This window comes from Pseudomonas sp. MONT-RG-20F-20-E-7-02, assembly GCF_022662395.1.
GTDB lineage: Bacteria > Pseudomonadota > Gammaproteobacteria > Pseudomonadales > Pseudomonadaceae > Aquipseudomonas.
Map to the genome: position 1 here is coordinate 311,612 of NZ_JAKNQN010000005.1, position 22,638 is coordinate 334,249.

At 60.5% G+C, this 22,638-nt stretch carries 17 protein-coding genes; 4 read left to right on the plus strand and 13 right to left on the minus strand.

Annotated features, from left to right (window positions below; translation table 11 throughout):
- Positions 1 to 135: 135 nt before the first annotated feature.
- Together gltB and L8I05_RS17120 are read left to right on the plus strand one after the other, a co-directional pair.
- Complete coding sequence (gene gltB / locus L8I05_RS17115; RefSeq protein ID WP_242170437.1) at positions 136 to 4,581, plus strand: glutamate synthase large subunit; 4,446 nt, start codon at positions 136 to 138, stop codon at positions 4,579 to 4,581.
- 32 nt (positions 4,582 to 4,613) lie between these two features.
- On the plus strand, positions 4,614 to 6,032 hold the full coding sequence (locus L8I05_RS17120; RefSeq protein ID WP_242170439.1) for an FAD-dependent oxidoreductase: 1,419 nt from the start codon (positions 4,614 to 4,616) through the stop codon (positions 6,030 to 6,032).
- A gap of 59 nt (positions 6,033 to 6,091) precedes the next feature.
- Here the strand turns inward: L8I05_RS17120 and L8I05_RS17125 are convergent, their stop codons facing one another.
- Both L8I05_RS17125 and L8I05_RS17130 read right to left on the minus strand, forming a co-directional pair.
- Entirely contained in the window at positions 6,092 to 9,181 is a 3,090-nt protein-coding gene (locus L8I05_RS17125; RefSeq protein ID WP_242170441.1) for an efflux RND transporter permease subunit, read from the minus strand.
- Positions 9,182 to 9,184: 3 nt separating this feature from the next.
- Positions 9,185 to 10,351, minus strand: coding sequence for an efflux RND transporter periplasmic adaptor subunit (locus tag L8I05_RS17130; protein WP_242170443.1), 1,167 nt, complete (start codon positions 10,349 to 10,351; stop codon positions 9,185 to 9,187).
- 240 nt (positions 10,352 to 10,591) lie between these two features.
- Between L8I05_RS17130 and hemE the strand changes: the two genes are divergently transcribed.
- Positions 10,592 to 11,659, plus strand: a complete 1,068-nt coding sequence (gene hemE, locus L8I05_RS17135; protein ID WP_242170446.1) for a uroporphyrinogen decarboxylase — start codon at positions 10,592 to 10,594, stop codon at positions 11,657 to 11,659.
- 57 nt (positions 11,660 to 11,716) lie between these two features.
- On the opposite strand, the gene L8I05_RS17140 is transcribed toward hemE, so the two are convergent.
- From L8I05_RS17140 to L8I05_RS17150, 3 genes are all read right to left on the minus strand, one after another.
- Positions 11,717 to 12,361, minus strand: a complete 645-nt coding sequence (locus L8I05_RS17140; protein WP_242170450.1) for a retron system putative HNH endonuclease — start codon at positions 12,359 to 12,361, stop codon at positions 11,717 to 11,719.
- Complete coding sequence (locus L8I05_RS17145; protein WP_242170452.1) at positions 12,358 to 13,629, minus strand: AAA family ATPase; 1,272 nt, start codon at positions 13,627 to 13,629, stop codon at positions 12,358 to 12,360. Before L8I05_RS17145 ends, L8I05_RS17140 begins: the two co-directional genes overlap by 4 nt.
- 79 nt (positions 13,630 to 13,708) lie before the next feature.
- Positions 13,709 to 14,935 (minus strand): MFS transporter, encoded by a 1,227-nt coding sequence (locus L8I05_RS17150; protein WP_242170653.1) that lies wholly within the window; start codon positions 14,933 to 14,935, stop codon positions 13,709 to 13,711.
- Between the two features lie 172 nt (positions 14,936 to 15,107).
- Here L8I05_RS17150 and L8I05_RS17155 point away from each other — a divergent pair, with 172 nt between their 5' ends.
- On the plus strand, positions 15,108 to 16,025 hold the full coding sequence (locus tag L8I05_RS17155; RefSeq protein WP_242170455.1) for a LysR family transcriptional regulator: 918 nt from the start codon (positions 15,108 to 15,110) through the stop codon (positions 16,023 to 16,025).
- Positions 16,026 to 16,134: 109 nt separating this feature from the next.
- On the opposite strand, the gene L8I05_RS17160 is transcribed toward L8I05_RS17155, so the two are convergent.
- From L8I05_RS17160 to L8I05_RS17195, 8 genes are read right to left on the minus strand one after another with little or no spacing between them, the layout of a single operon-like run.
- Positions 16,135 to 16,578 carry a hypothetical protein gene (locus L8I05_RS17160; RefSeq protein ID WP_242170458.1) on the minus strand — a complete coding sequence of 148 codons (444 nt, stop codon included), beginning with the start codon at positions 16,576 to 16,578 and terminating at the stop codon, positions 16,135 to 16,137.
- Positions 16,579 to 16,604: 26 nt separating this feature from the next.
- A complete protein-coding gene (locus L8I05_RS17165; RefSeq protein ID WP_094949280.1) occupies positions 16,605 to 17,831 on the minus strand; it encodes a beta-ketoacyl-ACP synthase in 1,227 nt (408 codons plus the stop codon).
- Positions 17,831 to 18,559 carry a 3-oxoacyl-ACP reductase FabG gene (gene fabG, locus L8I05_RS17170; protein ID WP_197625837.1) on the minus strand — a complete coding sequence of 243 codons (729 nt, stop codon included), beginning with the start codon at positions 18,557 to 18,559 and terminating at the stop codon, positions 17,831 to 17,833. Before fabG ends, L8I05_RS17165 begins: the two co-directional genes overlap by 1 nt.
- Positions 18,556 to 19,017 (minus strand): hotdog family protein, encoded by a 462-nt coding sequence (locus L8I05_RS17175; RefSeq protein ID WP_159953796.1) that lies wholly within the window; start codon positions 19,015 to 19,017, stop codon positions 18,556 to 18,558. Before L8I05_RS17175 ends, fabG begins: the two co-directional genes overlap by 4 nt.
- Positions 19,014 to 20,180, minus strand: a complete 1,167-nt coding sequence (locus L8I05_RS17180; protein WP_242170461.1) for a beta-ketoacyl-[acyl-carrier-protein] synthase family protein — start codon at positions 20,178 to 20,180, stop codon at positions 19,014 to 19,016. The genes L8I05_RS17175 and L8I05_RS17180 overlap by 4 nt, the downstream gene beginning before the upstream one ends.
- Positions 20,177 to 20,659 (minus strand): hypothetical protein, encoded by a 483-nt coding sequence (locus tag L8I05_RS17185; protein WP_242170465.1) that lies wholly within the window; start codon positions 20,657 to 20,659, stop codon positions 20,177 to 20,179. Before L8I05_RS17185 ends, L8I05_RS17180 begins: the two co-directional genes overlap by 4 nt.
- On the minus strand, positions 20,656 to 21,390 hold the full coding sequence (locus L8I05_RS17190) for a class I SAM-dependent methyltransferase (protein ID WP_159953799.1): 735 nt from the start codon (positions 21,388 to 21,390) through the stop codon (positions 20,656 to 20,658). The genes L8I05_RS17185 and L8I05_RS17190 overlap by 4 nt, the downstream gene beginning before the upstream one ends.
- Entirely contained in the window at positions 21,387 to 22,634 is a 1,248-nt protein-coding gene (locus L8I05_RS17195) for an NAD(P)/FAD-dependent oxidoreductase (protein WP_242170469.1), read from the minus strand. The genes L8I05_RS17190 and L8I05_RS17195 overlap by 4 nt, the downstream gene beginning before the upstream one ends.
- Positions 22,635 to 22,638: the final 4 nt, after the last annotated feature.

Here is a 22,638-nt window from a genome sequence, read left to right on the forward strand (position 1 = left end):
AGCGTTAGTGTCGGTGTGTACAATGACCTCCCTTTTGCCCCCGCTAAGCCGGCGTACGTTCGGCGTGGAAGGTAACCGGTTGAATTGAAAAGAAATTTGCCTCGGTATAAGAGGCAGCCTGGTGAGAAAGTGTCTATGAAAGCAGGTCTGTACCAACCCGATGAATTCAAGGATAACTGCGGTTTCGGCCTGATAGCCCACATGCAGGGCGAGCCCAGTCATACCCTTTTACAAACGGCCATCGAGGCCCTGACCTGCATGACCCACCGCGGTGGGATCAACGCCGACGGCAAAACCGGTGACGGTTGCGGCTTGCTGATTCAAAAGCCCGACCAGTTCCTGCGCGCTGTCGCAAAACAACAATTTGCAGTCGACCTGCCCAAGCAATACGCCGTGGGCATGGTGTTTTTCAACCAGGACCCGGTGAAAGCCGAAGCCGCTCGCGAGAACATGAACCGCGAGATCCTGGCTGCCGGCCTGCAACTTGTCGGCTGGCGCAAAGTGCCGATCGACACCAGCGTGCTCGGCCGCCTGGCCCTGGAGCGCCTGCCGCAGATCGAACAAGTGTTCATCGCAGGCGATGGCCTGAGCGATCAGGACATGGCGATCAAGCTGTTCACCTCGCGTCGTCGCTCGTCAGTGGCCAACGCTGCCGACACCGACCACTACATCTGCAGCTTTTCGCACAAGACCATCATTTATAAAGGCCTGATGATGCCGGCGGACTTGACCGCCTTCTATCCAGACCTGAGCGATGAGCGCCTGCAAACCGCAATCTGCGTGTTCCACCAGCGCTTCTCCACCAACACCCTGCCGAAATGGCCGCTGGCCCAGCCATTCCGCTTCCTCGCCCACAACGGCGAGATCAATACCATCACCGGCAACCGCAACTGGGCTGTGGCCCGTCGCACCAAGTTCGCCAACGATTTGATGGACCTCGAAGAGCTCGGCCCGCTGGTTAACCGCGTGGGTTCCGACTCTTCCAGCATGGACAACATGCTCGAGCTGATGGTCACCGGCGGCATCGACCTGTTCCGTGGCGTGCGCATGATCATTCCGCCTGCGTGGCAGAACGTCGAGACCATGGACCCGGACCTGCGTGCATTCTACGAGTACAACTCGATGCACATGGAGCCGTGGGACGGCCCGGCCGGCGTGGTTATGACCGACGGCCGCTACGCGGTGTGCCTGCTCGACCGTAACGGTCTGCGCCCGGCGCGTTGGGTCACCACCACTAACGGTTTCATCACCCTGGCGTCGGAAATCGGCGTGTGGGACTACAAGCCTGAAGACGTGATCGCCAAAGGCCGCGTTGGCCCCGGCCAGATCCTGGCCGTGGACACCGAAACCGGGCAGATCCTCGACACCGACGCCATCGACAACCGCTTGAAGTCGCGTCACCCGTACAAGCAATGGCTGCGCAAGAACGCCCTGCGCATCCAGGCAACCATGGAAGATAACGACCACGGTTCGGCTTTCTACGACGTCGACCAGCTCAAGCAGTACATGAAGATGTATCAGGTCACGTTCGAAGAGCGCGACCAAGTGCTGCGACCGCTCGGCGAACAAGGCTACGAGGCCGTCGGCTCCATGGGCGATGACACGCCAATGGCCGTGCTGTCCCAGCGCGTGCGCACGCCGTATGACTATTTCCGCCAGCAGTTCGCCCAGGTGACTAACCCGCCGATCGACCCGCTGCGCGAAGCCATCGTGATGTCCCTGGAAGTCTGCCTCGGTGCCGAGCGCAACATCTTCCAGGAATCGCCTGAGCACGCTTCCCGCGTAATCCTCAGCTCGCCGGTGGTTTCGCCGGCCAAGTGGCGTTCGCTGATGACCCTGGAGCGCCCGGGCTTCGACCGTCAGATCATCGACCTGAATTACGACGAGAGCCTCGGCCTTGAAGCCGCTGTGCGCAATGTCGCCGATCAGGCCGAAGAGGCGGTGCGTGCCGGTCGTACCCAGATCGTGCTGACCGACCGTCACATCGCCCCAGGCAAGCTGCCGATCCACGCTTCGCTGGCCACCGGCGCGGTGCATCACCGCCTGACCGAAAAAGGCCTGCGTTGCGACTCCAACATCCTTGTGGAAACCGCCACCGCCCGTGACCCGCACCACTTCGCAGTGTTGATCGGTTTCGGCGCCTCGGCGGTGTACCCGTTCCTGGCGTACGAAGTGCTCGGTGACTTGATCCGTACCGGTGAAGTGCTGGGCGATCTCTACGAGGTGTTCAAGAACTACCGTAAGGGCATCACCAAGGGCCTGTTGAAGATCCTGTCGAAGATGGGCATTTCCACCGTCACCTCCTATCGCGGCGCGCAACTGTTCGAAGCCATCGGCCTGTCCGAAGAAGTCTGCGAGCTGAGCTTCCGTGGTGTGCCGAGCCGCATCAAGGGCGCGCGTTTCGTCGACATCGAAGCCGAGCAAAAAGCCCTGGCAGCCGAAGCCTGGAGCGCGCGCAAGCCGATCCAGCAAGGCGGCCTGCTCAAGTTCGTCCACGGTGGCGAATACCACGCCTACAACCCGGACGTGGTCAGCACCCTGCAAGCCGCTGTGCAGCAGGGCGACTACGCCAAGTTCAAGGCATACACCGCACTGGTGGATAACCGCCCGGTGTCGATGATCCGCGACCTGTTCAAGGTGAAAACCCTCGACACGCCGCTGGCCATCAGCGAGATCGAGCCGCTGGAATCGATCCTCAAGCGTTTCGACTCCGCGGGTATTTCCCTTGGCGCCTTGTCGCCTGAGGCTCACGAAGCCCTGGCCGAAGCCATGAACCGCCTGGGTGCGCGTTCCAACTCCGGCGAAGGCGGCGAAGACCCGGCGCGCTACGGCACCATCAAGAGCTCGAAAATCAAGCAAGTGGCGACCGGCCGTTTCGGCGTAACCCCGGAATACCTGGTCAACGCCGAAGTGCTGCAGATCAAAGTCGCCCAGGGCGCCAAGCCCGGTGAAGGTGGGCAACTGCCAGGCGGCAAGGTCAACGGTCTGATCGCCAAGCTGCGTTACGCAGTGCCGGGCGTGACCCTGATTTCGCCGCCGCCGCACCACGACATCTATTCGATTGAAGACTTGTCGCAGCTGATTTTCGACCTGAAACAAGTCAACCCGCAGGCGCTGGTCTCGGTGAAACTGGTAGCAGAAGCCGGCGTGGGCACCATCGCCGCTGGCGTGGCCAAGGCCTATGCCGACCTGATCACCATCTCCGGCTACGACGGCGGCACTGGCGCTTCGCCGCTGACCTCGATCAAGTACGCCGGTGCACCGTGGGAACTCGGCCTGGCGGAAACCCACCAGACCCTGCGCGGCAACGACCTGCGCGGCAAAGTGCGGGTGCAAACCGACGGCGGCCTGAAAACCGGCCTCGACGTGATCAAGGCCGCGATCCTCGGCGCCGAAAGTTTCGGCTTCGGGACTGCGCCGATGATCGCCCTGGGCTGCAAATACCTGCGCATCTGCCACCTGAACAACTGCGCCACCGGCGTCGCCACTCAGAACGAGAAGCTGCGCAAGGATCACTACATCGGTACCGTCGACATGGTGGTGAACTTCTTCACCTACGTCGCCGAAGAAACCCGTGAGTGGCTGGCCAAGCTGGGTGTGCGTTCGCTGGAAGAGCTGATCGGGCGTACCGACCTGCTGGAAATCCTCGAAGGCCAGACCGCCAAGCAAAACCACCTGGACCTGACGCCGCTGTTGGGCAGCGATCACATCCCGGCAGACAAGCCACAATTCTGCCAGGTGGATCGCAACCCGCCGTTCGACAAAGGCCTGCTGGCCGAGAAGATGGTCGAAATGGCCAGTTCCTCGATCAACGATGCGAGTGGTGGCGACTTTGCCCTGGATATCTGCAACTGCGACCGTTCGATCGGCGCACGCGTCTCCGGCGAAATCGCGCGCAAGCACGGCAACCAAGGCATGGCGAAAGCGCCGATCACGTTCCGCTTCAACGGCACTGCCGGCCAGAGCTTCGGCGTGTGGAACGCCGGCGGCCTGCACATGTACCTTGAAGGCGATGCCAACGACTACGTGGGCAAGGGCATGACCGGCGGCAAGCTGGTGATCGTTCCGCCTAAAGGCAGCATCTACAAGACCCAGGACAGTGCCATCATCGGCAACACCTGCTTGTACGGTGCCACCGGTGGCAAGCTGTTCGCCGCCGGTACGGCCGGTGAGCGTTTCGCCGTGCGTAACTCCGGTGCCCACACCGTGGTGGAAGGCACTGGCGATCACTGCTGTGAGTACATGACCGGAGGCTTTGTCGCGGTACTGGGCAAGACCGGTTACAACTTCGGTTCGGGCATGACCGGCGGTTTCGCCTACGTGCTCGACCAGGACAACACCTTCGTCGACAAGGTCAACCACGAGTTGGTCGAGATCCAGCGGATCAGCGGCGAAGCCATGGAATCCTACCGGAACCACTTGCAGCACGTGCTGGATGAGTATGTCGAGGAAACCGGCAGCGAATGGGGTCGTAACCTCGCCGAAAACCTCGATGATTACCTGCGTCGTTTCTGGCTGGTCAAGCCCAAGGCTGCCAACCTGAAATCGTTGCTTTCCAGCATCCGTGCCAACCCGCAGTGATATGCGCCTGAACAGTTTGATGAGGTTTTAACATGGCTGAACGTCTGAATAACGACTTCCAGTTCATCGATGTCGGGCGCAAAGATCCGAAGAAGAAACTGTTGCGTCAACGCAAGAAAGAGTTCGTGGAAATCTACGAACCCTTCAAACCCCAGCACTCGGCCGACCAGGCCCACCGCTGCCTGGGTTGCGGTAACCCGTATTGCGAATGGAAGTGCCCGGTGCACAACTTCATTCCCAACTGGCTGAAATTGGTGGCAGAGGGCAACATCCTCGCCGCCGCCGAGCTGTCGCACCAGACCAACACCTTGCCGGAAGTGTGTGGCCGGGTGTGCCCGCAAGACCGTCTGTGCGAGGGTGCCTGCACCCTCAACGACGGCTTCGGCGCGGTGACCATCGGTTCGGTCGAGAAATACATCACCGACACCGCGTTCGCCATGGGCTGGCGCCCGGACATGTCCAAGGTCAAACCGACCGGCAAGCGCGTTGCGATCATCGGCGCAGGCCCGGCTGGCCTGGGCTGTGCCGACGTGCTGGTGCGTGGCGGCGTGACCCCGGTGGTGTTCGACAAGAACCCGGAAATCGGCGGCCTGCTGACCTTCGGTATTCCCGAGTTCAAGCTGGAAAAAACCGTACTGAGCAACCGTCGTGAAGTGTTCACCGGCATGGGTATCGAGTTCCGTCTCAATACCGAAATCGGCAAAGACATCACCATGGAACAACTGCTCGCCGAATACGATGCGGTGTTCATGGGCATGGGCACCTACACCTACATGAAGGGCGGCTTTGCCGGTGAAGACCTGCCGGGCGTGTATGACGCGCTCGACTTCCTGATCGCCAACGTCAACCGCAACCTGGGCTTTGAAAAGTCGCCGGAAGATTTCGTCGACATGAAAGGCAAAAAGGTCGTGGTACTTGGCGGTGGCGACACCGCGATGGACTGCAACCGCACGTCGATCCGCCAGGGCGCCAAGTCGGTGACCTGTGCGTACCGCCGTGACGAAGCCAACATGCCGGGCTCGCGCAAAGAGGTGAAGAACGCCAAGGAAGAAGGCGTGAAATTCCTCTACAACCGCCAGCCGATCGCCATCGTCGGTGAAGACCGCGTCGAAGGCGTGAAAGTGGTCGAGACCCGTCTCGGCGAGCCGGACGCCCGTGGCCGTCGTAGCCCCGAGCCGATCCCGGGCTCCGAAGAGATCATCCCGGCCGACGCCGTGGTCATCGCCTTCGGCTTCCGCCCAAGCCCGGCGCCGTGGTTCGAGCAGTTCGAAATCCAGACCGACAGCCAGGGCCGCGTCGTCGCCCCGGAACAAGGCCAGTACAAGCACCAGACCAGCAACCCGAAAATCTTCGCCGGTGGCGATATGGTGCGTGGTTCTGACCTTGTGGTGACGGCGATCTTCGAAGGCCGCAATGCCGCTGAAGGGATCCTGGATTACCTCTGCGTTTAAGCCTCGGTACGCTTAACACAAGCGGGCTTGTTCCTTACGGACAAGCCCGCTTTTGCGTTTTATTGCTTACGTTTTTTAACGCGCCTCATCACCACCACAAAAAACACCGGTACAAACACCACGGCCAGTGTTGCGCTGATCATCCCGCCGATCACGGCCGTACCAATGGCTTGCTGGCTTGCCGAGCCGGCGCCGGTGGCAATGGCCAGCGGCACCACGCCTAGAATAAACGCCATCGAAGTCATCACAATTGGACGTAAGCGCAGCCGAGCGGCTTGCAGCGTGGCGTCGATCAGGTCGTAGCCCTCATCGTAAAGTGTCTTGGCGAACTCGATGATCAGGATTGCGTTCTTCGCCGACAGGCCAATGATCGTGATCAAACCGACCTTGAAGAATACGTCGTTGGGCATCCCGCGCAGCGTGACTGCCAGAACAGCGCCCAGCACACCAAGCGGCACGATAAGCAACACGGATGTGGGAATCGACCAGCTCTCGTACAGCGCCGCCAGGCACAGGAACACCACCAGCAGCGATAGGCCGATCAGGATCGGCGCCTGGTTGCCGGACAAGCGCTCCTGCAAAGACAACCCCGTCCATTCCTGCCCAATGCCCGCGCGCCCCTGGGCCACCAGGCGTTCGATTTCGGCCATGGCTTCGCCGGTACTGTAGCCGGGCGCGGGTTCGCCGGAGATGCTCACCGAGGGGTAGCCGTTGTAACGATTCAATTGCGCAGGCCCTTGAGTCCATGTGGCTTTAACGAATGTTGAAAGGGGCACCATTTGTCCTGCGTTGTTGCGTACGTGCATCTTCAGCAAGTCATTAACCTGTTGACGTTGGTCGCCTTCGGCCTGCACCACCACCCGTTGCATACGGCCCTGGTTGGGAAAGTCATTGATGTAGGCCGAACCGATGCCGGTGGACATCAGGTTGCCAATGTCGGCGAAGGAGACACCGAGCGCGTTAGCATGTCGGCGGTCAATATTGAGTTTGACCTGGGGGGCTTCGGCCAGCGCGCTTTCGCGCACATCTGTCAGGATCGGGCTGGCTTGCGCCGCTTCCAGTAAATTGTTGCGAGCCTGCATCAAGGCTGCGTAGCCAAGGCTGCCACGATCCTGCAAACGCAACTCGAAACCGCTGGAACTGCCGAGACCGCGAATCGGTGCCGGCGACACCACCAGCACCTCGGCTTGCTTGATTTGACTCAAGGCCGCGTTGGCACGGTCGGTGATTGCGGCTGCAGAGTCATTACTGCCCCGCCAGGACCAACCCTTGAGCACCGCGAAACCCAACGCCGCGTTCTGCCCATTGCCGGAAAAGTTGTAGCCGAGAACGAATGTGCTGTTGTCCATGGCAGGCTCCGTGGCGAAATGTGTTTCGACCTGTTTGACGACCTCTAACGTGCGACTTTGGCTCGCTCCGGGGGGGAGTTGAATGTCGATGATCACAAAGCCCTTGTCTTCTTTCGGAAGAAACGAGGCGGGCAGCTGGCTGAAGCTCACTGCCAGCACGAGCAGAAGGGCTGCATAGATGAACAAATAGCGCCCGCTGCGTTTCAAGGCATGAGTCACCCAGCCTTGGTAATGCTCGGTCAGTTGTTCGAACCGGCGGTTGAACCCGGCGAAGAACCGTGCAGAGGTGTGATCACCCGCGGCCACAGGCTTGAGCAGGGTTGCGCAAAGCGCGGGTGTGAGCGTCAGCGCAAGGAGCGCCGAGAACAGAATGGAGGTGGCCATGGTCAGCGAAAACTGCTGGTAAATGACCCCGACGGACCCCTGCATAAATGCCATCGGGATAAATACCGCCACCAGCACCAAAGTAATGCCGACGATAGCCCCGCTGATTTGTTTCATCGCCTTGCGCGTGGCTTCCCTGGGCGAGAGCCGCTCCTGCAGCATGATGCGTTCAACGTTCTCCACCACCACAATGGCGTCGTCCACCAGGATGCCGATCGACAGCACCATGCCAAACATGGTCAGCACGTTGATGGAAAATCCCATCAGTAACATGAGCGCCAAGGTGCCCATCAATGCGACCGGTACAACCAGGGTCGGAATCAATGTGTAACGAATGTTTTGCAGGAACAAGTACATCACCGCGAACACCAGCACCATGGCTTCGAGCAGTGTGTACACCACTTTAGTAATTGAGGCTTTGACGAACGGCGAGCTGTCGTAAACGATCTGGTACTTCATGCTGGCAGGAAAGTAGCGTGACAACTCGTCCATCTTCTCGCGCACGCGTGTTGCCGTACTCAACTCATTGCCGTCAGGCGTCAATTGCACGCCCAATTCGCTGGACGGTCGGCCATTGAGTCGGGTGCCGAACTGGTATTCCTGGCTGCCGATTTCAACCCGGGCAACATCGCCAAGGCGCACGACAGCCCCGTTGGGCTCGGCTCTCAGCACAATGTCGGCGAACGCTTGCGGGCTCGACAGTTGGCCCTCAGCCAGGACGGTCGCGGTGATTTCCTGGGTATTGGCAGCGGGTAACTCGCCCAGGCTGCCGGCGGCTATCAAGGTGTTTTGAGCCGCGATTGCTGCGTTGACTTCTGCGGGTGTCAGGTTGAAAGCGATCAACTTTTGCGGGTCGACCCAGATACGCATGGCTCGCTCAGCGCCGAACAACTGGACTTTCCCAACCCCCTCCACGCGCTTGATTTCGTTGATGACGTTACGTGCCAAGTAATCGCTGAGGTCAATGCTGGTGACATTCTCGTCGGTGCCGATAAGCGAAACGAACAGCAGAAAGCCGGTGGACGCTTTCTCCACGCGCAAGCCCTGTTGGATCACTGCTTGTGGAAGGCGCGATTCGACGGCTTTCAGGCGGTTGAGCACATCGACCTGCGCAAGATCCGCAGAGGTGCCTGGCTTGAATGTCGCAGTGATCGTGGCGGTGCCTTGGCTGCTGCTTGATTCGAAATACAGCAGGTGATCAGCCCCGCTGAGCTCTTCTTCGATCAGGCTGACGACACTTTGGTCCATCGCCTGCGCCGAAGCACCGGGGTAGTTGGCGACGACTTCGATGCGCGGCGGCGCAATGTTGGGGTACTGCGCCACGGGGAGCTGTGGAATCGCCAGAACACCCGCCAGCAGGATAAACAGGGCAATCACCCAGGCGAATACCGGGCGGTCAATAAAGAATTGCGGCATGCGCTAGCGTCCTTTTGACTGACCAATAGCCTGGTCGAGTGGAAGAGCGCCGTTGTCGATCACCACGTGTTCGCCTGGGCGGGCATGTTGCAAGCCTTCGACGACGATTCGGTCGCCGGATGTGAGGCCGTCGGTGACAATCCACCGGTTCTGGTGCACGGCGCCCAGTTCCACGGTTCTCAGGCTCACACGCAGTTCCTCATCCACCAGCAGCACTTGAGCCTGCCCGGCGCTGTTACGCAGGATGGCGCGCTGCGGCACGCTGATACCTTGTTGGTCGATGGCGTGCTCCAGCCGCACTCGCACGAAGCTGCCGGGCAGCAAATCGAGGTCGGGGTTGGGAAACTCGCTGCGCAGGATGATCTGGCCGGTGCCGGGGTCTACTGAGATGTCGCTGAACAGCAGCTTGCCGGGCAACGGGTACGCGCTGCCGTCGTCCTGCAGCAAGGTGGCCTTGGCCTGGCCCGGGCCCGGTTGTTGCAACTGGCCGGAGCGGAATGCGCGGCGCAGTTCGTTGAGTTCACGGGTCGATTGCGTCAGGTCGACATGGACCGGGTCCAACTGCTGGATCAGCGCCAGCGGGGTTGATTCGTTCTGTCCGACCAAGGCACCTTCGGTCACCAGGGCACGCCCGATGCGCCCGGAGATGGGCGCGGTCACGGTGGCATAACTCAAATTCAGGCGCGCGCGTTGCACCTTGGCCTCGTTGGCTGCGACGTCAGCTTCAGCCTGCCGTGCGGCCGCGCGCGCGTTGTCATACTCCTGGGCACTGATCGCCTTGGCTGAGATCAACTGGCGGTAACGCTGTTCTTGCTGACGTGCGCGCAAAGTATCGGCTTGCGACCGTTTAAGCCCGGCCAGGGCGCTGTCCAGATCCGCCTGCAGCGGCGCCGGGTCGATGTAGAACAGGACGTCACCCTGTTTCACGTCACCGCCTTGCGCGAACACACTTTTGAGCACCACCCCAGCCACCCGAGCGTTTACCTGGGCCGTTCGTGGTGCGGCAATGCGCCCACTGAGCTCGCTGCTGATGGAAATGGGTTTGGCTTGCAGGGTTTCTGTGCTCACCTTTACGGGGGCGGATGCCTGCGGCTCGGGTGCCTGGGTGCAACCGCTCGCAGCAATGGCCAACACCACTGAAGCGGATGCGAAACGCAGCTTTCTATACATCGACATGCCTCCATAAAGAGGCATGGATGCTAGGAACGAGCAGTTAATTTGCGGTTAAACCGAGGTTGGAAGAGTGCGAGCAAATGTGACCCTTAGTTTCAAATCTTTGCAGAGAAGAAGCTCAAGTGTGACGTTCCATCACCGCGACAAATTGACCCGATAGACAAAAGGCACGGCTCACTCCGTGCCTTTTGCGTCGCGCTCTGAGAAAATGCCCGCACTTTTTTTGCGGATGCCGACATGACTGCCCTCAAGAACGACCGTTTCCTTCGTGCCCTGCTCAAGCAACCTGTAGACGTCACGCCTGTATGGATGATGCGTCAAGCCGGTCGCTACCTGCCGGAATACCGCGCCAGCCGCGCCAATGCCGGTGATTTCATGAGCCTGTGCATGAACCCGGAGTTCGCCTGCGAAGTCACGATGCAGCCGCTGGACCGCTACCCACAACTGGACGCGGCCATCCTCTTCTCCGATATCCTCACCATCCCCGACGCCATGGGCCAAGGCCTGTATTTTGAAACCGGCGAAGGCCCGCGTTTCAAAAAGGTTGTCAGCACCCTGGCCGACATCGAAGCGCTGCCGATCCCTGATCCGCACAAAGACCTCGGTTACGTGATGGACGCCGTCAGCACCATCCGCCGCGAGCTCAACGGCCGCGTGCCGCTGATCGGCTTCTCCGGCAGCCCTTGGACCCTGGCCACCTACATGGTCGAAGGCGGTTCGTCGAAAGACTTCCGCAAGACCAAGGCCATGCTCTACGACAACCCGCAAGCCATGCACCTGCTGCTGGATAAACTGGCGCAATCGGTCACCAGCTACCTCAACGGCCAGATCATGGCCGGCGCGCAAGCGGTGCAGATCTTCGATACCTGGGGCGGCAACCTGTCGTCGGCGGCCTATCAGGAATTCTCCCTGGCCTACATGCGCAAGATCGTCAGTGGCCTGATCCGCGAACACGAAGGCCGCAAAGTGCCGGTCATCCTGTTCACCAAAGGTGGCGGCCTGTGGCTGGAAAGCATCGCCGATGCTGGCGCTGACGCGCTGGGCCTGGACTGGACCTGCGACATTGGCGAAGCGCGCCGCCGCGTTGGCGGCCAGGTCGCGCTGCAAGGCAACATGGACCCGACCGTGCTGTACGCCAAGCCGGAAGCAATCCGCACCGAAGTCGGCCGCATCCTGGCCAGCTACGGCAAGGGCAGCGGGCACGTGTTCAACCTCGGCCATGGCATTACGCCGGAAGTGAATCCGGAGCATGCTGGTGCGTTCCTGCGCGCGGTGCATGAGCTGTCGGCGCAGTACCACGACTGAGTACAACCGAATAAAAAACGCCCGGCTTATGCCGGGCGTTTTTTGTTTGTGTTGGTTTTAAAGGTCAAGGAGCTGTTCGGCGTAGCGGGCGATGATGTGGTCGAAAGGTTTTTGATCGTGGATATCTGCAGAGCGAATTGCGGTAACAAGTCGAGTCAGGTCTTCCTCGCTTGCCTGGCTCAGGAACTCTTCATCGAACAGCAGCCGGATTACGTTTTGGCGACGATTATTCAGATAGGAAATGTCTAGAGCCAAGACCTCAATCATCTTCGAAGCGGGCAGGTCTTCAGAGTCTTTAGGTTGGATTTCACCAGTTCTCAGATAACGGAAGCGCAGTTCACATCGTTCGTCCATTGGAGAGATATGCTGCGCTTCGTCGAACCAGTTGCTCTTGCGATGGCCGCAGTGCAATGGGTTGCCGGGTTTTGTCTCGCGCAGACAAGAGGCATGGAGATTCTGATAGTCCAATGCCAATTCTTCGAACTGTTCTTGAGGCCTGAAATGCTCGATATGGCTGTCGGAAGCATCTATTTCTCTACCGCAGTAGCAGCAAAAGAAACCTTGTTCGAGTAGGAGGCTGTTGTGAAGAGCCTGTTTTTCCGGGTTTCGCAACGCAGGGTAAGTGGGGCACCATTCGTCGTTTGCCGAGTTTTTCCATTCTGTAAATGAAGTGGGTTCAGTTCCTTTGAGCACTCGCTTCATTTTCCGAGAATCTCCTTGCGCCTCATCAGCGCTTCGGCTCCCGCAAACTCTGGGAGGTCAGGTGCTTTTTTCTTCAACGCTTCAAGCTGGATTTTTGCTTTTTTGACGTCGTTGTCTTCCAGCGTTGAAAACAACTCTGACAGCAGTTTTTCAATTTCGGGCTCACGTTGTGTCACGCCCATGACCTCCTCCAACACACTGCTGGAGTCGAGGCCGTATGTGACTCGTGGGTGGGATGCACCGCCGTTGTTCAGAACAATGACTTCTTCGGGTTTTAGGCTGCCAATGATTTGTGGAGAGTGGCTTGCAGCGATGAACTGAATTTTGGGAAATGCTTCTTTCAGTGCTGGAACAATGCCGCGCTGCCATGCTGGGTGAAGGTGAATGTCCAGTTCGTCGATGATGACTACGCCTGATGTGTTTTTCAGGACGTTCTTACCCATGTGCGGGTTGAGGATACACATTCGGCGGGCGATGTCCGCGATTAGAGCCACTAACCCCCGCTGACCATCACTTAATTCGTTGAACGGCAAGAAACCATACCCCTCCAGGTTGACGAGAAGGCTTCTGAGAGGAAGGTCGTAATAGATGCCAGTTGAATTTGGTAAGACGGATTTTAGTGCTGTGTTAATCCAGCACAGTTCATCGTCAAAGACTGACATTACATTGGGAGATCGATGTACAGACTGGAGCTGTTCAAGAGTCTTCCCAATAAGCCAGCTTTCAAAGTCCTTAATGTCAGATGCTGCGTCATACCAATTTTTATAGCCGTCCAATCTCGATATTTTCTGAGTTGCAGAAAATTCGGCGGATACATTTGCAGTGGTCCAGCGACGATTGGCTTGATAGAACGACAGCAGGGGTAGATTTATAGGCTTACTTTGATTAATTTCATCAGTTTTCCGGTGAACAGCGGCAACAAGATCTCCGTCTGGATGGGCGTGCTCCTCACCCCTCAGTTTTTTTCTCGACCAAGAGCGGTTTCCGAATACGTAACCGTTCGCCTCAAGAAAAATAGGGTATTGGCGTTCAAAGCGAATTCGTCCGTTGTAGTTATCGATGATAAAACGGGCATCTTTTTCGTTGAGCGAGTCTTGATGAACACCAGTTGAGGCGGCGAAGTCCTCAAAAATGGCAGCTACTGCCTGTAACAATGAAGTCTTACCGCTCCCGTTAACCCCTACCACCAGATTGAAACCCGGCTGAAAGTTGAAAGTGGCATCTTCGTAGCAACGAAAATTCTGAATATGAAGCTGGTCCAGGCGCATTCTGGCTTTCCTTTACCATGACTGACGAATGCCGTCAGTGTACCTTGGCCGGTCAGAACCGCCAGAGGCGCAGGTGTAACTAACTTTTGGCCTGTTGCAGCGGCGGCAACTTCGCCAGCTTCAACGCCACCAACAGCGCGCCAATCAACAGCGCCACGATAAACCCGCCAATCCCGTTCCACCCGGCAAAGTGCCAGAAGAACCCGCCCGCCGTACCGGCAATACTCGACCCCACGTAGTAGCAAAACAAATACAGCGACGACGCCTGCCCCTTGGCCTTGACCGCGCGGCGGCCGATCCAGCTGCTGGCCACCGAGTGCGCGCCGAAGAAGCCGAAGGTGAAGATCAGCATGCCCGGTACCACCAGCCACAACGGGGTGAACAGGGTCAGGCTCATGCCGGCGAGCATCAACACAATCGTGCCCCACAACACGCGTCGGCGGCCGAGGCGGTCGGCCAGCGAGCCGATTTTTGCCGAGCTGTAGATGCCGGTCAGGTACACCAGCGAGAGCAGGCCGACCACCGCCTGGCTCAGCCCGTACGGCTCTGCCAGCAGGCGATAACCGATGTAGTTGAACATCGTGACAAAAGCGCCCATCAGCAGGAAGCCTTCAAGAAACAACCAGGGCAGGCCCGCATCCTTGAAGTGCATGACAAACCCATTCAGCAGGTTGCGCGGCTTGAGGCTGCTGGTGCGGAAGTTGCGCGATTCGGGCAGGACCTTCCAGAACACCGTCGCCGCGATCAGCGCCAGCGCGCCGATGATCAGCATTGCGGTGTGCCAGCTGACGAAGTCGATGAGTACGCCGATGATCAACCGCCCGCTCATGCCGCCAATGGCGTTACCGCCAATGTACAGGCCCATCGCCAGGCCGATGTGTTGCGGGTGAATCTCTTCGCTCAGGTAGGTCATCGCCACGGCGGCCAGGCCGCTCAAGGACAAACCCACCAGCGCGCGCATCAGCAGAATCCCTTCCCAGGTCGGCATCAGGCCGCTGGCGATGGTCGCCAGCGCGGCGCAGAACAGCGCGGACACCATCACGGGCTTGCGCCCCAGTCGGTCGGAAATCGGCCCGGTGACCAGCAAGCCTAACGCCAGCATCGCCGTGGCGACCGACAGGATCAGGCTGCTTTGCGCGGCATTGATGGAAAACTCGTGAGACAGCGCCGGCATCATCGGCTGCACGCAATACAGCAGCGCAAAGGTGGCGAACCCCCCGGAAAACAGCGCCAGCACCGTGCGCATGAACATCGGCGTGCCTTTTTCGATGTACGCCTCGTTGAGCTGGGCCACCACCTCATCCAGGGCGGTAGGCGGGACTTTTTGAGCAAATGGAGCGACAGCAGATTTCACGGGGACCTCGGCGAGGGAAAGCCTGCCAGAACTGGCAATGCAAAAAAGAATATAGCTGCCTAATGATTCTTTCCAATATATTGTTCGACCTGTTTGATAGCTTTTACGACTTAATGAGGCTTGCATGGAATTGCGTCACCTGCGGTACTTCATCGCCATCGCCGAAGAACTGCATTTTGGCCGCGCCGCGCAGGTGCTGGGCATCTCGCAGCCGCCGTTGAGCCAGCAGATCCAGGCGCTGGAGCACGAGGTGGGCGCGCGCTTGTTTGAGCGCACCAACCGTCGGGTCGAGCTGAACGAGGCGGGGCGTTTGTTCCTGCACGAGGCGCGATTGGTGCTGGCGCAGGTCGACAAGGCGTCGGACGTGGCGCGGCGTGCGCAGTTGGGCGAACTGGGGGAGCTGAAGATCGGCTTCACCTCGTCGGCGCCGTTCAACGCCAGTATTCCCCAAGCGATCTTCGCGTTTCGCCAGGCGTTCCCGGCGGTGCATCTGAATCTGCAGGAGATGAGCAGCACCGAAGTGGCCGAGTCGCTGGTGGATGAGTCGATCCAAGTGGGCCTGATGCGCCCGCTGCCGTTGCCGGATTCGCTGAATGTCATCGAGCTGATGCGCGAACCGCTGGTCGCCGTGCTGAACGCCGGTCACCCGCTGGTGGACGGCAGCGAGCGCGGCCTGCACCTGGCGCAACTGGCGCAGGAACCGTTTGTATTCTTCCCGCGCACCTATGGCAGCGGCCTGTACGCCCAACTGCTCAACCTGGCCCGTGACGCCGGTTTCAGCCCGCACTTCGCCCAGGAAGCCGGGGAGGCAATGACCATCATCGGGTTGGTGGCGGCGGGCTTGGGAGTGTCGGTGCTGCCGGCGTCTTACCAGCGGATTCGAATTGATGGGGTGGTGTATCGCACGTTGCTCGATCAGAACGCGGTGACGGCCGTGTGGTTGGTGCAGCGCCAAGGCGCGCAAACCCCGATGGCCAAGGCGTTTGTGGAGCTACTGGTGGCGAGCGGGCTTGCCCCGCGTTGGGGCGCGAAGCGGCCCTGATACAGTCACCGCGTTTTTTCTGTCAGATCTCATGGGCAGGTTTTGGGGCTGCTACGCAGCCCAACGCGGGGCAAGCCCGCTCGCCACCAGTGAACTGAAATGCTCAGTTCTACTTCGACGTCCCCGTCTGTTCAAACAACTGCGCCGCCGACCCGGCCTCATTCACGCCATTGCTGCGCAAACCCGCCATGATGTCGCTGTCCAGGTTGTTCACCCAGCGGTTGTAGTTGCGGTGGATCTTGCCGTCCTTGTAGCCCAGGTCGCGGCTGTCGCGGTAGGTGATGGCGTAGCTGTTGCGGGTGTAGCGGATGTCGATTGCAGCGTAGTACTGGTTGCGCACGGTGATCTCGGCCTGCACCAGTTGCGGGCCGAAACGTTGCACGGTCCACTCGCGTTTTTGCAGGGCGGTGACGATCACCTGCTTCATTTTTTCTTCGCTGACTTGAGCGTCGGCCGGCAGCGCGTGCTGGGTGTTGAGCACCGGTTTGCTGGTGCACCCGGCGGTGGTCAGCAGGGCCAGGGTGATCAGGGTGGCGCGTAGCAAGGAAGACATTCCGTTTTCTCCAATCGATTAAAAATTCAGGACCAGCGGCGGAAAATCAGCGAAGTGTTGACGCCGCCAAACGCAAAATTGTTGTTCATCACGTAGTCGTTGTGCATCTCGCGAAACCCGCCTTGCAGGTAATCCAGCTCGCCGCATTGCGGGTCGACCGAATCGAGGTTGAAGGTGTGCACATACTGGTCGCGGTTCATCATTTCGATGCTGAACCAGGACTCCAGCGCGCCGCACGCGCCCAAGGTGTGGCCGAGGAAACTCTTCTGCGAGCTGATCGGCATGCGGCTGCCGAACAGGCTGCTGGTGGCCAGTGTTTCGGCGATATCGCCTTGATCGGTGGCGGTGCCATGGCCGTTCACGTAGCCGATGGCCGAAGGCTCAAGCCCGGCATCTTCCAGCGCCAGCTCCATCGCGCGGCGCATGGTTTTCTGCTCCGGGCGCGTGGTGTGCTGGCCGTCGGCGTTGCTGCCGAAACCGACCAGCTCGGCGTGGATGTGCGCACCGCGTGCCAGCGCGTGTTCGAGCTCTTCGAGCACCAGCATGCCGCCGCCTTCGCCGATCACCAGGCCATCACGGCCGCTGTCATAGGGGCGCGGGCTGGTCTGTGGCGCGTCGTTTTTCAGGCTGGTGGCGTAGAGCGCGTCGAACACCATCGCTTCAGTGGGGCACAGCTCTTCGGCGCCGCCGGCAAGCATCAACGGCAGGCGGCCGAACTTGATCGCCTCGTAGGCATAGCCGATGCCCTGGCTGCCGCTGGTGCAGGCGCTGGACGTGGGGATCAGGCGCCCGGTGAGGCCAAAGAAAATGCTGATATTCGCCGCCGTGGTGTGCGGCATCATGCGCACATAGGAGTTGGCGTTAAGCCCCTCGGCCACCGAGTTCAGCAGCATATTGCCGAAGGCCTTGATCTCATCGGTGCTGCCGGTGGACGAGCCACAGGCCACGCCCATGCGCCCGTCCTTGATCGACTCGTCGCCGAGCAAACCGGCGTCCTGCAACGCCTGCTCCGCAGCCCAAACAGCCAGGCGCGAGACGCGGCCCATGCTGCGCAGTTGCTTGCGCGTCCAGTGCGCAGGCACGACGAAATCATCGATCGGCCCGGCCAGGCGCGTGTTCAATTCGGTAAAACGGTCCCACTCGTCCATGCGCCGAATGCCACTGCGGTTGGCGCGAAAGTTGGCGGCGATGGTGTCCCAGTCGCAGCCCAGGGAGGTCATGCCGGCCATGCCGGTGACGACGACGCGTTTCATCAGCACAGGCCCCCGTTCACCGCCAAGACTTGGCGCGTGATGTAAGCGGCCTCGGCCGACATGAGGAAATTCACCGCACCGGCGACTTCTTCCGGGGTGCCCATGCGCTGCGCCGGGATCATTTTCATCAGCTCTTCCACCGGCACGTTTTCATCGAGCATGGCGGTGTCGATCAAGCCGGGTGCCACGCAGTTGACGGTAATTTTGCGCTTGCCCAACTCGATGGCCAGCGCCTTGGCCGCGCCGATCAGGCCAGCCTTGGAGGCGCTGTAATTCACTTGGCCACGGTTGCCGATCAACCCCGACACAGACGTGATGCACACAATACGGCCCGCCGCGCGACGACGAATCATCGGCATCATCACCGGGTGCAGCACGTTGTAGAAACCATCCAGATTGGTGCGCATCACCACGTCCCAATCATCTTCGGACAAGGCCGGGAACGCGCCGTCACGGGTCAAGCCAGCGTTGAGTACCACGCCGTAATAGGCGCCATGCTGCTCCACATCGGCCTCAAGGATTTGCTTGCACGTGGCGCGATCCGCCACATCGAATTGCAGCACTCGCGCCTTGCGGCCCAGGGCTTCGATCTCGACCTGGACCGCGTCCGCTTCAACGCGGCCACTGCGGCAATGCAGCACGATGTCGTGCCCGGCCTGCGCCAGGCGCAGGGCAATGGCGCGGCCGATGCCACGGCTGGAGCCGGTGACCAGTACGGATTCAGTCATGGCGTTTCGTCCTTCGATTCATCTAAATAGTTGGCCGCCTGGGGCGGTCGAAATACGTTCAAGCGCGCGCTGGCCTGGATCCCGTCGCCGGTCAGGTGGCATTCGAACACACCCATGCCGTTGTCGTCTTCCAGCGAGCGCAGGCCGTGGATGCGCAGCTCGGCACCGGCCGGGAAATGTTCCACGTTGCACTCGAACTTACGTGTGCCCAACAGGAAACCCAGTTCCACCGCTTCGCCTTTTTGGCGCGCGCGGCAACCCGCATAAGCGGCGACGCTTTGCGCCATCAGTTCAATACCGACCCACGCCGGCAGGCTGCCGTCCGGGCGATTGAACAGGCCGCCGGGCTTGACGGTGGCGCGGGTGTGCACCTGCTCTTCATCGAACGACAGCACCTGGTCGATCAGGATCATGTCGCCCGCGTGGGGCAGCAGTTCGGCGAGTGGCCAATCGATCATGGGGCCTCTGCGATTATCAGGCTGACGTTGTTACCGCCGAAGGCAAACGAGTTGCTCATCAGGCAGCGCTTTTTCAAGGTGTCGCCGGCCTGCGCCCACTGCAACGCAGGCAGGGCCGGGTCGGCGTGGCCATCCCACACATGTGGCGGGACCAAGCCGTGGGACAGGCTCAGCCAGCAGAACGCCGCTTCCAATGCACCGGCCGCACCGAGGGTGTGGCCGGTCATGGGTTTGGTCGATGAGCAGGCCACGCCGTCGGGAAACAGGCTGGCGACGGCCAGGCTTTCCATGGCGTCGTTGTGTTGGGTGGCGGTGCCGTGCAGGTTCAGGTAGCCGATCTGCTCGGGCGCAAGTTTTGCGCTGGCCAAGGCCTTGCGCATCGCTTGCAACGCGCCTTTGCCGGTGGGCTCGGGCGCCGAGATATGGTGTGCGTCGCAGCTGGCGCCGCTGCCCAACAGTGCAATCGGTGCCGGTGTTTTAGTCATCAAGAACAGCACCGCCGCTTCGCCGATATTGATGCCGTTGCGGTTCACCGAAAACGGATTGCAGCGCTCGCTGGAGACGGCCTCCAGCGAAGTGAACCCGTTCAGCGTCAGCTTGCACAGGCTGTCGACGCCGCCGCAAATCACCGCATCGCACACGCCCAGGGCCAGCAGGCGCTGAGCACTCATCAACGCGCGGGCGCTGGAGGTGCAAGCGGTGGAAATCACATAGGCCGGGCCGCTCAGTTGCAGCCAATCGGCGAGGAAGTTGGCTGGCGCGCTGAGTTCCTGTTGTTGATAGTCGTAGTTGCCGGGGAACTGCTGGTCGCGCAGGTAATGGGCGATGCCCCGGCTGGCTTCGTCGATGCCCGAGGTGCTGGTGCCCAACACAATGCCGACCCGCGAGGGGCCGTAGGTGTGGATCGCCTGGCGGATCTGGCCTTCAATCTGCAACGCGGCGTCCAGCAGCAACTGGTTGTTGCGGCTGCTTTGCTGGTTCAGTTCCGCGGGAATGCTCGCCAGTTCACCGTGCACACCGCCCACCGGCAACACGCGTTCCGGCACCCAGCCGCTTTCGGCGCGCATGCCGGAGCAGTCGCCGGCAAACAGGTTGCGGCTGACTTCGTCCTGGCCGCGGCCCAGGGCGCAAATCACGCCGAGGGCATTGAGATAGGCGGTCATCGAGCAACCCCAAGCGGGGTGATGCGATAGCTCAACGGCTGGCCCGCCATGTTCACGCTGAACACCTCTGAAGACTGGTAGACGATCTGCCAGTGGCCCGGCAGGGTGCGCGTAAGGTCCATGGCCTGGGCACTCGGGTAAAGCGCGCGCACGTCATCCGCCGAGGTCAGGGCAAACAGCAGCGCGGCAAACAGCTCGCGGGCCGCCGGGTTAGGCGGCAGCAGGCCGTCAGCCTGCCACTGGCCGTTGATCAGTTTTTGCCGGGCCTGGGGAATGCCCAGCGGGTCCATCATCGACCAGCGCAACCCAGCGCCTTCGCGTTGAATCACCAGCAACCAGTCCTGGCTCTGGCCGTCCGCCAGGCGCTGCACGTGCAGCTGCATCGGCAAGGCCAGCGCCGGGGTTTTCTCGGGCAGCGGCGGCTGGCTGGCGCAGGCGCTCAGCAGCAACAGGCAACCGATCAACAGCATCCGCATCATGGCGCAGCACTCTCTAACGGTTTACGCACCACGCAGTTGACCAGGGTCTCTTCACGCTGGCCCACCGGTGGCGGGTTGCGCAGGCCCCAGCGCTCCAACAGGCCGAAATCGCTGGAACGGCTCCACCACAAATACGGGTATGAGACGTTCTGCGGGCCAAACTCAAAGCCCTGCTCGCGCAGCATCTGCAAATACTCTTCGGCGCTTTTCTGCACGTGCATCGGGTGGCGGAACAGCCAGCGAATCACCCAGGTGTCGATGTAGGCTTCGGTGGACTCGGCAAACAGCAGGTAGCCACCCGGCTTGAGCACACGGTAGAACTCTTTCAAGGCGCGATGCTGTTCCACCAGGTGATGGAAGGTCTGGTGGCAGAACAGGATGTCGACGCTTTCGTCCGGCACCGCCAGGGTCGCGCAGTCGCTGCCGATCAGCTCGATGGCCAGGCCTTGGCGCGCGGCCTCGGCTTGGCACAGTTCCAGGCTGTGGGGGTCGGCGTCCAGGCCGATCAGGCGCTGCGGCGCGAACACCTGTTGCAAATACTGGAACGACTTGCCCTGGCCGCAACCGGCGTCGAGCAACACCGGCGCCACCGGCAACGGTTCGGTGAACAAGCTGCGCAGGTCGTTGATCGCCACGCGCAACACATGGTGCTGCCACGTGTGGCTGCGCAGGAACCAGAAGCCGAACCTGGTTTCTTCGACGTAGTTGTTACTTAAATACTGACTGCTCACGCGGCATCCCCTGCACAAATCTCCGACAACATCCGTAACCGCCGCTTGGGCTCACTGACAAACGGGTTGCGCTCATCCCACGCATAACCGGCCAGGATCGAACTGATCATCCGGCGTATCTCTGGCGAGCTGCCAGGGTGGAAAATCACATCCTGGAACGTCCCCGCGTACCAGCCTTCGACGTAACAGCGGAAGGTGTCGACACCACGCTTTAACGGCACGGCGAACTCGGTTTGCCAGTCCACGGTCTCGCCTTTGAGCTGGCGATGCAACAGCCCGGCCGCCATGCTCGCCGAACGCATGGCGATAGTCACCCCGGAAGAAAACACCGGGTCGAGAAACTCCGCCGCATTGCCCAGCAGCGCAAAGCCAGGGCCGTGCAGGGTTTTGACGTTGGCCGAGTAGCCGCCGATGGTGCGCGCAGGTGTGTCCCACACGGCGTTTTGCAGCACGCCGGCCAGGCTTGGGGTTTCGTCGATAAAGCTGCGCAGGCAGGCGTCGAGGTCGCTGTCGCGGCCGTGGAAATGCTCTTTGGCCGCTACCACGCCCACCGAGCAGCGGCCGTTGCTGAACGGGATGGTCCAGAACCAGATATCGCGTTGGGTGGGGTGCGTGGTCACGAGGATCTTGGTGCGGTCGAAGCCGGGATGTTCGATGTGATCTTCAACGTGGGTGAACACCGCCTGGCGCAGCGGGAAATTCGACGGCGCTTCCAGGTCCAGCAGGCGCGGCAGCACACGGCCGTAACCGCTGGCGTCGAGCACGAACTTGGCCTTGAGGTGGTACTCGCTGCCGTTCTCGCGGCGCACGTGCAGGTAGCGGCTCTCACCGCCAAAGTCGACGCCGACGATGGTTTCGCCGTAGCGAATGTCCACGCCCTGCAGCGCTGCCTGGTCGGCCAGTAATTTGTCGAATTCGCCGCGCTGCACCTGGAAGGTGGTGGGCTTGCCGTTGCTGAACGTGTCACCAAAATCAAATGCGCTGTAGCGCTCGCCCCAGGCAAACGCGGCACCGGTTTTTACCTGGAAACCCGCCGCCTGCACGGCGTCGAGCATGCCGGCTTCTTCGATAAAATCGATGCAGTGCGACAGCAGGCTCTCACCAATCGAAAAACGCGGAAAATGCTGGCGCTCGATAATCAATACATCATGCCCGTTGCGCTTTAACAGCGCGGCGGCGATGGCACCGGACGGACCGGCACCGATCACCACCACCTGGCGACGTTCCATTTCAACTGTGGGCACGAGG